The 14,002-nt window shown below is 47.9% G+C and carries 12 protein-coding genes; 4 read left to right on the forward strand and 8 right to left on the reverse strand.

Features of this window, described 5'->3' with window-relative positions:
- Positions 1–25: 25 nt before the first annotated feature.
- The 3 genes from glgC to glgB form a co-directional block, all read right to left on the reverse strand.
- A complete protein-coding gene (gene glgC / locus EL341_RS06865) occupies positions 26–1,303 on the reverse strand; it encodes a glucose-1-phosphate adenylyltransferase (protein WP_047782577.1) in 1,278 nt (425 codons plus the stop codon).
- 65 nt (positions 1,304–1,368) lie between these two features.
- Positions 1,369–3,396: a glycogen debranching protein GlgX gene (glgX, locus tag EL341_RS06870; protein WP_074821120.1), complete on the reverse strand. Its 2,028-nt coding sequence runs from the start codon at positions 3,394–3,396 to the stop codon at positions 1,369–1,371.
- Positions 3,396–5,582 (reverse strand): 1,4-alpha-glucan branching protein GlgB, encoded by a 2,187-nt coding sequence (glgB, locus tag EL341_RS06875; RefSeq protein WP_074821123.1) that lies wholly within the window; start codon positions 5,580–5,582, stop codon positions 3,396–3,398. The genes glgX and glgB overlap by 1 nt, the downstream gene beginning before the upstream one ends.
- Positions 5,583–6,404: 822 nt before the next feature.
- On the opposite strand from glgB, the gene EL341_RS06880 reads away from it, so the two are divergent.
- The 4 genes from EL341_RS06880 to EL341_RS06895 are packed head-to-tail and all read left to right on the forward strand — an operon-like array spanning position 6,405 to position 10,371.
- Positions 6,405–7,361: a 2-keto-3-deoxygluconate permease 1 gene (locus tag EL341_RS06880; RefSeq protein WP_047782578.1), complete on the forward strand. Its 957-nt coding sequence runs from the start codon at positions 6,405–6,407 to the stop codon at positions 7,359–7,361.
- 1 nt (position 7,362) lies between these two features.
- Complete coding sequence (gene dtnK / locus EL341_RS06885) at positions 7,363–8,622, forward strand: D-threonate kinase (RefSeq protein WP_074821126.1); 1,260 nt, start codon at positions 7,363–7,365, stop codon at positions 8,620–8,622.
- Positions 8,615–9,598, forward strand: a complete 984-nt coding sequence (locus EL341_RS06890) for a D-threonate 4-phosphate dehydrogenase (protein WP_074821130.1) — start codon at positions 8,615–8,617, stop codon at positions 9,596–9,598. Before dtnK ends, EL341_RS06890 begins: the two co-directional genes overlap by 8 nt.
- Before the next feature lie 14 nt (positions 9,599–9,612).
- Positions 9,613–10,371 (forward strand): DeoR/GlpR family DNA-binding transcription regulator, encoded by a 759-nt coding sequence (locus EL341_RS06895; protein ID WP_074821133.1) that lies wholly within the window; start codon positions 9,613–9,615, stop codon positions 10,369–10,371.
- A gap of 24 nt (positions 10,372–10,395) precedes the next feature.
- Here EL341_RS06895 and EL341_RS06900 read toward each other — a convergent pair whose 3' ends face one another.
- The 5 genes from EL341_RS06900 to pbpG all read right to left on the reverse strand — a co-directional run bounded on the left by EL341_RS06900 (position 10,396) and on the right by pbpG (position 13,853).
- Complete coding sequence (locus EL341_RS06900; protein WP_047782579.1) at positions 10,396–10,668, reverse strand: GNAT family N-acetyltransferase; 273 nt, start codon at positions 10,666–10,668, stop codon at positions 10,396–10,398.
- Between the two features lie 7 nt (positions 10,669–10,675).
- Positions 10,676–10,906 (reverse strand): (4Fe-4S)-binding protein, encoded by a 231-nt coding sequence (locus EL341_RS06905; RefSeq protein ID WP_047780721.1) that lies wholly within the window; start codon positions 10,904–10,906, stop codon positions 10,676–10,678.
- A 162-nt stretch (positions 10,907–11,068) separates the two neighbouring features.
- A complete protein-coding gene (locus tag EL341_RS06910) occupies positions 11,069–11,659 on the reverse strand; it encodes a Yip1 family protein (protein ID WP_047782580.1) in 591 nt (196 codons plus the stop codon).
- Between the two features lie 181 nt (positions 11,660–11,840).
- A complete protein-coding gene (locus EL341_RS06915; RefSeq protein ID WP_047780722.1) occupies positions 11,841–12,785 on the reverse strand; it encodes a DUF808 domain-containing protein in 945 nt (314 codons plus the stop codon).
- Between the two features lie 141 nt (positions 12,786–12,926).
- On the reverse strand, positions 12,927–13,853 hold the full coding sequence (pbpG, locus tag EL341_RS06920) for a D-alanyl-D-alanine endopeptidase (RefSeq protein ID WP_074821135.1): 927 nt from the start codon (positions 13,851–13,853) through the stop codon (positions 12,927–12,929).
- Positions 13,854–14,002: the final 149 nt, after the last annotated feature.

Here is a 14,002-nt window from a genome sequence, read left to right on the forward strand (position 1 = left end):
TCAACCCAACCTCGGTTTTATTTAACTATAGCCTTGACAGCATATCTTTAGTAATCAGCACAATACCGCCTTCTGAGCGGCAGAAACGGCGCTCATCTTCTTCCACATTTTCTCCCACCACTAATCCTTCAGGCAAAATGCAGCCGCGGTCGATAATACAGCGGCGTATCCGGCAGGAGCGGCCAATGTACACGTCCGGTAGCAATACGGCGGAATCAACGGTACAGAATGAATTCACCCGAACTCGGGGAAACAGCACCGAGTTGACAATCACTGAGCCAGACACGATGCAGCCGGCACCAATCAGTGAGTTCATGGTCATACCGTGGCTACCAGAACGATCCTGCACAAATTTCGCCGGTGGTAAGGGTTCCATATAGGTACGGATTGGCCAGGTTTTATTGTACATATCCAGCTCAGGTGTGATGGAGGCCAGATCGAGGTTGGCGCTCCAGTAGGCGTCAATGGTTCCGACATCACGCCAGTAAGGTTCCGCATTGACGTCTGATGTGACGCAAGAGAGATTAAATGGATGAGCCCAAGCCACGCCCTGAGATACCGCCTTAGGAATCAGATCCTTACCAAAATCATGGTGGGTTTCCATGTTAAGGCTCTCTTCTTCCAACAGCTTATACAGATATTGAACGTTGAAAACATAGATCCCCATACTGGCTAATGACATGTCGGGATTATCGGGCATAGCGGGTGGGTCAGCCGGTTTTTCCAGAAAATTGAGGATACGCTCATCTTCGGTGATCGCCATGATGCCGAATTCGGAGGCGACAGTGCGGGGAACGGCGATACAGGCCACGGTACACTGGCTGCCTTTCTCCACGTGGTCTAGCAGCATGCGCGAGTAGTCCATCTTATAGATGTGATCGCCGGCCAGAATAACAATATATTCCGCTTTGTAGCGGCGGATAATATCCAGATTTTGATAAATTGCGTCGGCGGTGCCCCGATACCATCCGTCATGGTCTTCACGCTGTTGAGCGGGGAGTAAATCCACAAATTCATTCATCTCTTCATTTAGAAATGACCAGCCCCGTTGAATATGCTGTACCAGAGAATGGGAGTGGTATTGGGTCAGTACACCAATACGACGGATACCCGAGTTCATACAGTTGGATAAGGCGAAATCAATAATGCGGAATTTACCGCCAAAATGTACCGCTGGCTTTGCTCGTTTGGAGGTTAAATCTCTGAGTCGTGAACCGCGCCCTCCGGCCAGAATTAATGCCACGGACTGCTTAGGTAGCTGCCTTGCCAACATCAATTGATGATTTGTATCAGGTTTAACCATTTTTCCTCCAGACATCTTCACTTCCTATACGATAAATTGAGCCAATAAGCCGCCAAACGGCGTGATTAAATGTGTTTCTTATCTTGATGTAATACGCTGATGCTACGGGGTTCAGCAGTACACTGGTTTTCTGTAACAGATACTTCTCGCAGTGAGAACGGCGCTGTTACGCGCCAGTTTACTGATGGTAACGTCAGGGTTTGTTGACTGTCGCAGTGGTTAACTATCACCAGCCACTCACCGGACAACAAAATTTGTAGCGGTTGGTGTTCTCCACGCTGCCACTCTTCCGGCGACATGGGGGCACCTTGCTGATTAAGCCAATCGACGTCTTTACTTTGGGTTTCTGCTGTAACTTCGCCAGACCACCAGCTTTCAGTAGTTAACGCAGGAATTTTTTTCCGCAGGGCGATCAGGCCAGCGGTGAATGCGATGAGTTCTTCATCGGCCTGAATCCAGTTAAGCCAACTGAGCGGGGAGTTCTGACAGTAGGCATTGTTATTACCTTGCTGACTATTTCCTTGTTCATCGCCGGCCAACAACATGGGCGTTCCTTGAGAAAGCAACAATGTGCTGAGCAGAGCCCGTGCGCTGGTGGAGCGACGTGACAGGGTTGACTCATCAGCGTGCAAGCCTTCAATACCGTGGTTGTTACTGTAGTTACTGTTACTACCATCCCGGTTATCTTCCCCATTGGCTTCATTGTGCTTATGGTTAAAGCTGACCAGATCCCGCAGGGTGAAGCCATCATGAGAGGTGATTTTATTCACCGAGGCGGAGGGCAAACGTTCGCTATGGTGAAAGATATCGCTGGAAGCCGCATAGCGGCAGGCAAATGTACCCAGCGACATTGAGCCTTCCAGCCAGAAACGACGCATATCATCGCGGAAGCGATCGTTCCATTCAGCAAAGGGTTGTGGAAAGTGACCAAGCTGGTAGCCACCGATGCCAATATCCCAGGGTTCAGCAATCAACTTTAGTTTAGATAAGATTGGGTCTTGAACGATTTTAGTCAGCAATGGTGAGCCAGAGGAAAACGCCGGGGTTCGTCCTAATACGCTGGCTAAATCAAAGCGGAAACCGTCAATATGGCATTCACTGGCCCAAAAATGCAGACAGTCCAGCACCCATTGCATGGCGGCAGGGTGAGTCAGACGAGTGGTATTGCCGCATCCGGTCCAGTTATGATAATCGCCATCTTCTTTCTGCCAGTAATAGCTACTGTTATCAATTCCCCGTAACGATAGCGTTGGGCCAGAAAGATCAAGTTCCGCGGTGTGGTTAAACACCACGTCGAGAATCACTTCAATACCGGCCTGATGCAGGGTTTTAACCATATCGCGAAATTCGGACAGTGGCGTGCTACCTGCGCGCTCAGACCAATAGTCCGGCTCAATCGCAAAAGGTGCCAGGACGTTATAGCCCCAGTAGTTAGTTAACCGGTGCTTTTGCAGTCGCGGTTCATCGAGATGCATTTGAACCGGCAGCAGTTCCAGCGTGGTAACCCCCAGTTTCTGCAAGTACTGAATCATCACCGGATGCGCTATTGCGGCGTAAGTGCCGCGCAAAATAGCCGGAATATCCGGGTGGGTTTTGGTCAGTCCGCGGACGTGGGCTTCATATAGCACGGTTTTTGCCCAAGGAATGTCAGGCAGGGTATCGTTCTGCCAGTCATAGGGTTCATGAGTCACAATGCTCTTTGGGGCAATCTCGGCGCTGTCCTGCGGGTCAGGCTCTGCGCCACCGTCACTTAACCACGGGCTATCAATAGCTTTACTGCTTAACGCCAAGCTATAGGGATCAATCAGTAGCTTTTGCGGATTGAAGCGCCAGCCCTGCTGTGGATCCCATGGCCCATAAACCCGATAGCCATAGTGCAAACCGGGTTGCCGTCCGGGCAGATAACCGTGCCAAACGTGATGAGTGCATTCGGGCAGCAGGAGTCTTAACTCTTCGCCTTTATCATCAAACAAACAGAGCTCGACCCGTTCTGCGTGCTCAGAATAGAGAGCAAAATTAACCCCTTTACCATCAAAGTGACTACCGAGAGGATAAGGGACGCCAGCGAGTATTTGAGTATGACTCTGCTCCATTAGCCCTCCCGCTGTAGGTAGAGGGTGGCAAGAGGGGGAAGAACCAAATTCAGCGAATGTTCTTTATGATGCGATGGCAGCGGCTCGCTGTGAACGCCACCCAGATTGCCGGCATTACTGCCGCGATAAAATGCAGAATCGGTATTCAGTATCTCTTGGTAGTGCCCCGGCTGGTTGATGCCGATGCGGTAGTTTTCTCGCAGTACCGGTGTGAAATTGCTGATGACGATGATTTCATTGCCTGCGGCATCACGGCGTACAAAGGCAAAAACTGAGTTTTCATGGTCATTTACCACCAACCACTCAAAGCCTTCTGGCGCGTAGTCCAACTGATATAGCGCAGGCTGTTGCTGATAGCAGTGATTAAGGTCGCGTACTAAATCTTGTATGCCGTTATGCCAACCGCCTTGAATGGGGTCAAGCAGGTGCCAGTCAAGGCTGGCATCATGGTTCCATTCCCGTCCCTGAGCAAATTCATTACCCATAAACAGCAGCTTTTTGCCGGGATGACCCCACATAAAGCCATAATAGGCGCGCAGATTGGCAAACTGTTGCCAGGTATCTCCCGGCATTTTGCCTAGCAGAGAACGTTTACCGTGCACGACTTCATCATGGGATAGCGGCAGAATAAAGTTTTCGGTATGGGCATAGAACATACCGAAGGTCATAAGATTATGGTGGTATTGGCGATACACCGGATCCAGCGACATATAGTCCAGCGTGTCGTGCATCCAGCCCAGATCCCACTTGTAATGAAAGCCGAGGCCGTCTGCTTCTGGTGGTAGCGTCACGCCGGGATAATCGGTTGATTCTTCCGCAATAGTGATGGCCCCAGGGCACTCGGTACCAATAATTTTATTGGTGTGGCGTAGAAACTCGATGGCTTCAAGGTTTTCTTTACCACCGTACTGATTGGGAATCCACTCCCCGTCGGCGCGGCTATAGTTGCGGTAAATCATGGATGCGACGGCATCAACTCGTAGTCCATCAAGGCCAAAGCGTTCAATCCAGTAAAGGGCATTACCGGCCAGATAGTTACAAACCTCATGACGGCTGTAGTTATAAATCAGGGTGTTCCAGTCTTGATGAAAGCCTTCACGCGGATCCGCATATTCGAACAGAGCGGTACCGTCAAATTGAACTAATCCATGGGCATCATCGGGGAAGTGGGCGGTAACCCAGTCAAGCAATACGTTAATACCGGCTTTATGGGCGGTAGTAATCAAATAGCGAAAATCTTCCAGAGTGCCAAATCGGCGGGTTGGGGCATACATACCAATTGGTTGATATCCCCATGACCCATCAAACGGATGTTCGTTAATCGGTAATAGTTCAATATGGGTAAATCCCATATATTTAACGTAAGGGATGAGCTGGTCGGCCAATTCCCGATAGCTAAGCCAGCTATTATCATCAGTATGGCGTCGCCAGGAACCGAGGTGTACTTCGTAGATGGAGATGGGCGATGAGAAATCATTAGCCTTGCGACGTTGGTCCGACATCACGACGCGCGTTGGCAATTGAGCGATGCGTGATGCGGTATCCGGGCGCATTTCTGCGGCAAAAGCATAGGGATCGGCTTTCAGTATGGTCTGGCCGTGACAGTCAATGATTTCATACTTATACAGCTGTCCAACTTGCACATGAGGGAGAAACAGTTCCCAAATACCGTTCTCTTTACGCAGACGCATCGGATGGCGGCGACCATCCCAGAAGTTAAATTCACCAACCACCGATACTCGCCGGGCATTAGGTGCCCATACGGTAAAAGTGACACCGTCGACATTATCCATTCGGGTTGGGTGTGCGCCAAGTCGTTCATAAGGGCGCAGGTGGGTACCTTCAGCCAGCAACCAAGTGTCGAGTTCTTGAAGTAGAGGGCCAAAACGGTAGGGATCTTCTATGACTTGTTGGGTTTCTCCCCAATCAATTAAGAGTTGATAGCGATAGGGGGTATTCCGCGGAGATAGGGTGGCGGAAAAGAAACCCGTTTGCTCCGTTTGCTCCAATACCGCGAGTATTGTTTGACTCTCTTTATCTAATACCTTGATCTGCTGGGCATTAGGGGCAAAGGCTCGGATAGCAAATCCATGGTGGGTTTTATGGATACCCAATATGGAAAAAGGGTCGGCATAATGGCCTGAAGTTAGCTGTTGGATAACAGCCCTGTCGATAAGATCTGACATCCATATTCCCCAAATTTATTTTTAGCTGGCGGTAAATTTAAATAGCCTAAAAAATATAATATCGTTAAATAATAGTACGATATTAATAAATTACTCATTTAACCTTACTTAACTACCAGATTAAAACTGTGAGTTAGTTCTGGTATTTATATAATAGACGCTATATAGCTCAACATGCTAAAAAATTGATATTTTTATTACGGGAAAGGATAAAAAAACAGAGTTGGAAAATATGGGTGATTAAATAAAAACATGGGAGATGAGTCTCATAATTTGATTTGTAAAGCCAGTGTTTATCAGTACGTTAGTTGAAAAGGTAATCGTTGGGTTAGTGTGGTTAATTGCGACTTCTATCTTATTTTTTAATATTTTATAGCTGTGTCATTGTATCATATTTCATGCGCCCATTAGTGTGATGCCGGTGGGGTGGTATATTATTATTTAAAGTTATTTCTTGGTTATTTATATTGCTCTTTTACGTCATTACAGAGAGGTTGTTGATGTGAATATTATTTAATATTTTTTATTGTTATATAGCACAACAACATACGAACAAAGAGAGACGGAAATACCGTTTAGTTTATTGTTTTGTCATTCCTGGTGATGTTCCTTCCTTAAGAGAATTCCGCGGTGAGTCGTTTATTAAAGCTATGGTCAATCCATTGTGGAGGACTGGGCTGTCTTACGGTATGTGTGATTTTTATTAATCATTCTGATTTTAAATAATCAAAAATATGTAAAGTGCAGTAGAGATCACAGTTTAATGTCAATGATTAAATATAATCATTTATGAATAATAAAAATCATTTTGCTGAGGGTACTATGAATATTAAAAAAACGATTGAGAAGATCCCTGGCGGTATGATGGTGGTTCCACTGGTACTGGGAGCCATGATCAATACGTTTGCGCCGGAAGCGCTCAATATTGGTGGCTTTACCACTGCGTTGTTTAAAGGTGGTGCAGCGCCGTTAATCGGGGCATTTCTATTGTGTATGGGGGCGGGTATCAGCGTTAAAGCGGCACCTCACGCCATATTGCAGGGCGGTACCATTACCTTGACCAAGCTGTTGGTAGCGGTGGTGATTGGACTCGCAGTTGAACGTTTTTTTGGCGCTGATGGTCTGTTTGGCTTAACCGGTTTGGCGATTATCGCCGCGATGAGTAACTCCAATGGTGGATTATACGCCGCGCTGGTAGGTGAATTTGGCAATGAGCGTGATGTCGGCGCAATCTCGATTCTTTCCCTGAATGATGGTCCATTCTTTACCATGATTGCCCTAGGGGCCGCGGGTATGGCAAACATTCCTATTATGGCATTGGTGGCGGTACTGGTGCCTTTAGTTGTGGGCATGATTCTCGGTAACTTGGATCCACAGATGCGTGATTTCCTGACCAAAGGTGGCCCTCTGTTGATCCCATTCTTTGCTTTTGCCCTGGGGGCCGGTATTGACCTGCATATGCTGGTGAAAGGTGGACTGGCGGGTATCGCGTTGGGTGTGTTAACCACATTGGTTGGTGGCTTCTTTAATATTAAAGCGGATCGCTTAGTGGGTGGCACCGGGGTCGCTGGTGCGGCAGCATCAAGTACTGCTGGTAATGCGGTTGCAACGCCGTTAGCCATCGCAACTGCCGATCCGTCACTTGCCGAAGTCGCCAATGCTGCTGCGCCATTGATTGCCGCTTCGGTGATTACGACGGCCATTTTGGTACCGATATTGACTTCCTGGGTAGTGAAACGCAATGCCCTACGTGAAGCAAAACTGGCCGGAGAAAACTAAGATGAGAATGCTGGTGATTGCCGATGATTTTACTGGCGCCAATGATACCGGTGTTCAGTTGGCCAAAAAAGGTGCCCGAACCGATGTCCTGCTAGAGGAAAAACCGTTACGTCACCATAAGTCGGATGTATTGGTGATCAACACCGAAAGTCGAGCTGATACAGCTCATCAGGCTGCCGAAAAGGTCACTCGGGCGATAAATACCCAAGGTTCATCACTACAGGTCTATAAGAAGATTGACTCGACTTTCCGCGGCAATGTAGGCGCGGAAATTGAGGCGGCGATGAAAGCCTGTGGGGCGAAGATTGCGTTGGTCGCTGCCGCTATCCCGGCTGCGGGACGCGTCACCCTCGGTGGAATGTGTCTGGTTAATCGGATTCCGCTCGTAGAGACTGAGTTTGCCAGCGATCCGAAAACACCGATTAACTCATCACGCATCAAAGATATTATCGGCCAGCAAAGTTGCTTACCGATTCATGAAGTTTTTATGTCTCAGGTTCGTTCCCCTGCGCTGGTGGATACACTTATTCGTTTAGCTGAAGGGCCGGAAAGCATTGTGGTACTGGATGCTGAAGTAGAAAGCGATCTTTCTGCAATAGCGGATACGTTGGTGCATCTTCCCCAGCCTTATTTGCTGGTGGGAGCCGCAGGACTTGCTGGCGCTTTACCTTCCTCTCTGTATCTGGAAGACCGGCAGAAGCTGCCGGTGCTGGTTGTCGCTGGCTCAATGAGTGAGGCGACCCGTAAACAGATTCTCTACGCTCAGCGAGAAAAAGCACTGGGTATCATTGATGTTGATGTCGAACAACTGCTGCAAGCGGATAACCGCAGCGTAATGAAGCAGATTATTGAACAAGCGGCAGAAGTATTACATGAACGCAGACATTGTGTATTGCGTACCTGCCGGGATGAAGCCGCTCGCCAAATGATCGACCAACTGTGTGAGCGCTATCAGCTTAATCGACAACAATTGGGCGACAAGATCAGCGCAACGCTGGGTTCGATTACTCTGGAATTACTGGCGTTATCGCAAATTGGTGGCCTGTTTTTGACCGGTGGCGATATTGCCATTGCCGTGGCCCGTTCACTGAATGCCGAAGGATATCGAATTTCCGGTGAAGTCTCTCCCTGTATTCCTTGTGGCGCATTTGTTAACAGCGACATTGATGACCTGCCGGTCATTACTAAGGCCGGGGGATTTGGTGCAGACAGCGCACTGAGCGACGCTATTTATTATATTGAGGAGATGTACCATGGGTAGTAAAACAATTGCCGTTACAATGGGTGATCCTGCCGGTATCAGTCCGGAAATCATTATTAAAGCCATGGCAGAAGGTTCGTTGTCTGGTGCACCGGCGGTGGTAATTGGCTGTCTGTATACGCTACGTCGGGTACAGGCTTTGGGTATTGTGCCGAAGGTTGAACTCAGAGAAATTCAACGCGTGTCAGAGGCGAAATTTACGCCGGGGGTGATTCACGTTCTGGATGAGCCGTTAGCTAATCCGCAAGAGTTAGTGCCGGGTAAGGTTCAGGCACAGGCGGGGGATCTGGCTTATCGTTGCGTTAAACGTGCGACAGAACTGGCGTTGGCAGGGGAAGTTCAGGCGATTGCTACAGCACCATTAAATAAAGAGGCGTTGCATTCTGCCGGACATCTATACCCGGGACATACAGAGTTGTTAGCGAAGCTGACCGATACCCGTGATTATGCCATGGTGCTGTATACCGATACCTTAAAGGTGATTCATGTCACCACGCATATTTCGTTGCGTAAATTCCTTGATACATTGAACCGAAATCGGGTTGAAACGGTGATTGGCATGGCGGATACCTTCCTGAAGCGCGTGGGCTTCCCGAATCCGCGTATTGCCGTCGCCGGAGTAAACCCTCATGCTGGAGAGAATGGCCTGTTTGGTGATGAAGAAATTAACATACTCACGCCATCCATTGACGCCATGAAGGCCAAAGGAATAGACGTTTATGGGCCGTGTGCGCCGGATACGGTATTCCTGCAAGCCAATGAAGGGCGTTATGACATGGTGGTGGCGATGTATCACGATCAGGGGCATATTCCACTAAAACTACTGGGTTTCCATGACGGCGTAAATATTACAGCCGGATTACCGTTCATCCGTACCTCGGCGGATCACGGTACCGCCTTTGATATTGCATGGACAGGCAAAGCCAAATCTGAGAGCATGGCGATATCTATGGAGCTAGCTCTGAAACTTGCCTGATTTATACGAGTGCTATGAAAGGACAAAGTCGCCTTGACCAGATTATGGACTTCCTGAAAAGCCATAATCTGGTTACCGTTGAACAGTTAGTTGCTGCTATTGATGCCTCTCCGGCGACGATTCGCCGCGATTTAATTAAGTTGGATAAACAGGGTGTGATTATTCGCAGTCATGGCGGCGTCACACTCGATCGTTTTATTTCCAACCAGCCCACTACCAATGAAAAAATTCACCGTAGCCAACATGAAAAGCAGGCTATTGCCCAACATGCGGCCAGCATGGTAAAAGCCGGTGATTCTGTGGTGTTGGATGCCGGCACCACCATGATGGAATTGGCACGTAATTTAACTCATTTACCGCTAAGGGTGATTACCGCAGATTTACATATTGCCCTGTTTCTGTCGGGGTTTAAGCAAATCGAAGTCACCATCATCGGTGGGCGGATTGATGATAGCAGTCAGTCCTGCATTGGCGATCACGGTCGTCGTTTATTACGTCATATCTATCCTGATATTGCTTTTATTAGCTGTAACTCCTGGAGTTTGGAGCGGGGGATTACCACACCAACGGAAGAGAAAGCCGGATTGAAGCAGGACTTAGCCGCCAACGCGCGTAAGCGCGTGTTGTTGGCTGACAGCAGTAAATATGGTGCTTACTCACTGTTTTGCGTGACACCGCTGAATACATTGACGAATATTGTTACCGACAAAGGATTGTCGGCAGAGGTTCAGAGTCAGCTTAAACAGCAGCCGTTTATCTTGAAGTTGGTGTAATGCTGGCCTGATAAATCGCCGGTATCAGGCTCTGATATCCTGATATTCCGGCGTGACATCAAATTCGTGCTTGGCAAACGGGCAGAGTGGAATAATTTTTCGTTGTTCATTACGCATTTTCTCCACCACTTTTAACACCAGATTTTTGCCTACCCCCTGACCTTTAAGGCGCGCATCTACATAGGTGTGGTCAATAATAGCCAGCTTTTCTCCGGTGGGGACAAAAGCGATTTCTGCCAGCATATTACCGTCTGGATCATTCACATAAAAACGGTTTTCACCCTCAAGAATATTGATACTCATTTTATTTCTCCTGGTATTGTAGTGCGCCGCTGGGACAGGTATCGATTACCCGTTTTACTTCTTCAAGGGTCGCGTTATCAGGCACAATCCAGGGTTTACGTGACAGGTTAAAAATGGCGTGATTACCGCGTACGCAGTTGCCAGAATGCTGACAAATGTTGGTGTTAAAATAAACATCTATTTTATTCCCGACGTAGCGACGATAACCTTTTTCGATTAATTCATTATTCATCGACAGGGCTCTCTGTGAGGATGGTGTGGTTAAATCATTGGCTTTAAGTATAGATAACCACAAAAAAACGGGCTGACGAGTGGCAGATAATTAATCGATATGGGAAAGATAAAAGGGCACAGTCGTTGAAGATTGCGCCCTTTTAGCGATTAAGAAATGGTATTACCAGAAATGAGCCCCGTAGCCCCAAAGCAATACGGTAATGGCTAACAGCGCTTCCAGAACTAACACACCGATGGCCAACGTTGAACTGGAGAAGATAAATCCTTCACTGCGGTCAATATTCATAAACGTTGGAATACCAGAATAGAGCAGATAGGCGCAATAACATAGACCGATAATGCCGGCCAATAGGCACAGCCAAACCAACGGATATAGCGCGACCAGACCGCTTAAAAACATGGGGGTAGCGGTATAACCAGCAAAAATAATACAACGTTCAAGGCTAGGGCGTTGTTCATAACGTCGGGCTAGCCGATAGATCACTTGACCCACCAGAACGACTGCCGCCAGTAACATGGCATAAAAAATAATGGCGATATAGCCTGCGGTAAACATCGATACTTTCATTGGCGGTATATCGTTGAGCATCCAACCAAATTGAGTGGTACCGATAAATGAGCTGACAACGGGAATCGCCGCCAGAACTAACAGATTGCGGGTATAGAGATGGGAAAGCGTCTCTTTTTCCTGACTGATTTGTTGGAATTCCCGGCCCGGATGAGTCAGAAGTCCCCATACATGATTAAACATCATAAGACACCCCATGTTTGCCAATGGCCGCACCGGGAAAAAACTAAACCTGTAGATCAGGCCTATTTTGCGGTCTCAGATCCAGTATAGATAACGGGGGATGCTTTGTTGTAAAGGGGAGCGGAAATGTATTTCAAAACGTGTAAGCCTGTCGATAATTAGCGACAGGCTTCAGAGAGAATTAGTTTGATTTATTTGCTGATTTTTTAGGTATGACCTTGCTGATAACAGACACACCAAGTAACACCATAGCACCGGCAATAACACCAAATAGCATGTTGAGCAAAGTCGGTGACAACGCTTGTAACAGGCTACCGATGGCAGGAACTGAAGCGGTGGCGGCAGACCAGTTAGTAATGAGCTGGCTGATGGGGGCGAGCCCATGAGTCAAAATGCCGCCACCTACCATAAACATGGCGGCGGTACCGACAACTGATAAGGTACGCATCAGATAAGGCGTTGTGTTTACCAGCCCGTTACCCACGGCTTTCGCCAAACGGGCTTTTTTATCACGCAGGTAAAAACCAACATCATCCAACCTAACGATGCCGGCTACCAGACCATAAACACCTATGGTCATTGTAATCGCAATACCCGACATCACCAGCACCTGCTGGAGAAAGCCGGTGTGGGCGACGGTACCTAGGGTAATCGCGATAATCTCCGCTGATAAAATAAAGTCAGTGCGGATAGCACCTTTGACTTTTTGTTTTTCATAAGCGGCGATTTCTTCTTGAGATAAGGCGGGCGTATTAGCTTGTGGATCATTATCGTTGTGGGGCGCTTTAGGGTGCAGATATTTATGCGCCAGCTTTTCAAACCCTTCATAGCAAAGGAATGCGCCGCCGAGCATCAGTAATGGTGTGACCGCCCAGGGAATAAATGCGCTGATCGCTAATGCCAGCGGTACCAAAATCAGCTTATTGATAAACGAGCCTTTCGCAACGGCCCAGACCACCGGAAGTTCCCGATCGGCTCTGACCCCGCTGACCTGTTGAGCGTTAAGCGCCAGATCGTCACCTAATACCCCCGAAGTTTTTTTAGCGGCAACTTTGGTCATTAGGGCGACATCGTCAAGGACGGCGGCAATATCATCAAGTAATGCGAGTAAACTGCTTCCTGCCAATTTGGTAGGCTCCTAAAATTAAAAATAGTTAAGGGAGACGGAATGTTAACAGAGGAAATAGTATATTAAGGCTGATTCATCTGCTATAGAAATATAGCAGATGAATAGAGGGTTCATACCACAGAGCTCATCTCAGAATTGCTAATTAAGCGTGGTTTGTAACGCTTTTTGCTTGCGGTAATTTTTAGCCGCTTGAGGCACGGGTGGCGCTTCTCCGGTTTCCATCCATTTCCGTAGGCGGTTGGCATCGGCAAAGTGGGTGTATTTGCCGAAGGCGTCGAGTACCACTAACGTCACTTCGCGATGATTTATGGTGGTGCGCATGGCTAGGCAATGGCCGGCCTGATTGGTGAAACCGGTTTTGGTTAACTGAATATTCCAGTCGTCTTTTTTAACCAGATAGTTGGTATTGCGGAATTCTAAAGTGTAGTTAGGCTTCTGGAAGCTGATAGTTTTTTCCTGAGTGGTACTTAATTGACTGAGCAGAGGGTATTGTTTACTGGCAAACAGCAGACGGGTTAAATCGTTGGCCGTTGATACGTTCTGCTCGGACAGACCAGTAGGCTCGACATAGTGCGTGTGAGTCATGCCCAGCGCTTTGGCTTTATCATTCATTGCCTTAATAAAGGCGTTATAGCCACCGGGATAGCTATGGGCCAGCGCCGCCGCGGCTCGGTTTTCTGATGACATTAGCGCCAGCAACATAATATCTCCCCGAGAAACCTCACTGCCCACTTTAACGCGAGAATATACCCCTTCCAGTTCTTTGGTTTGATTGATGGTTACCGGGATGATTTCAGTCAGCGATAGCTTTTTATCCAGCACCACCATAGCGGTCATTAATTTAGTAATAGAGGCAATCGGTACCACTTTATCCGGATTGGTAGAGTAAATAACCTTGTTATTTTTCATATCAATGACCAGCGCACTGCCGGAAGCAATCTCTGGCTGTGCTGCGGACTTGGAGGCTATTGTTGGCGCTCCGGTGGCCTGAACAGTGGAAACAGAAAAGGTACCGGCAGAGAGAATGAACAGACTTAGCAGAGAGTAACGAATTTTTGTGCGCATAGTGACTAACTTTTGGCTTCTTTTGGTAGTGAAAGGGGGTGTTAATTGGCAAGAAGTATAAGTGAGAATGCGGATTTTCGCCTATGGCAGGATTTGTAATTAATTGTGTTATTGAGATTAGCAAATCGTTATCGGGGATGAAGTGGGAG

Origin of the sequence: Pragia fontium, from assembly GCF_900638655.1 — a bacterium.
Taxonomy (GTDB): Bacteria; Pseudomonadota; Gammaproteobacteria; order Enterobacterales; family Enterobacteriaceae; genus Pragia; species Pragia fontium.

Bases quoted from the DNA above. Each gene is read 5' to 3' on its own strand.
- glgC (WP_047782577.1), bottom strand. From the start codon at position 1,303: ATGGTTAAACCTGATACAAATCATCAATTGATGTTGGCAAGGCAGCTA.
- glgX (WP_074821120.1), bottom strand. From the start codon at position 3,396: ATGGAGCAGAGTCATACTCAAATACTCGCTGGCGTCCCTTATCCTCTC.
- glgB (WP_074821123.1), bottom strand. From the start codon at position 5,582: ATGTCAGATCTTATCGACAGGGCTGTTATCCAACAGCTAACTTCAGGC.
- EL341_RS06880 (WP_047782578.1), top strand. From the start codon at position 6,405: ATGAATATTAAAAAAACGATTGAGAAGATCCCTGGCGGTATGATGGTG.
- dtnK (WP_074821126.1), top strand. From the start codon at position 7,363: ATGAGAATGCTGGTGATTGCCGATGATTTTACTGGCGCCAATGATACC.
- EL341_RS06890 (WP_074821130.1), top strand. From the start codon at position 8,615: ATGGGTAGTAAAACAATTGCCGTTACAATGGGTGATCCTGCCGGTATC.
- EL341_RS06895 (WP_074821133.1), top strand. From the start codon at position 9,613: ATGAAAGGACAAAGTCGCCTTGACCAGATTATGGACTTCCTGAAAAGC.
- EL341_RS06905 (WP_047780721.1), bottom strand. From the start codon at position 10,906: ATGAATAATGAATTAATCGAAAAAGGTTATCGTCGCTACGTCGGGAAT.
- EL341_RS06910 (WP_047782580.1), bottom strand. From the start codon at position 11,659: ATGTTTAATCATGTATGGGGACTTCTGACTCATCCGGGCCGGGAATTC.
- pbpG (WP_074821135.1), bottom strand. From the start codon at position 13,853: ATGCGCACAAAAATTCGTTACTCTCTGCTAAGTCTGTTCATTCTCTCT.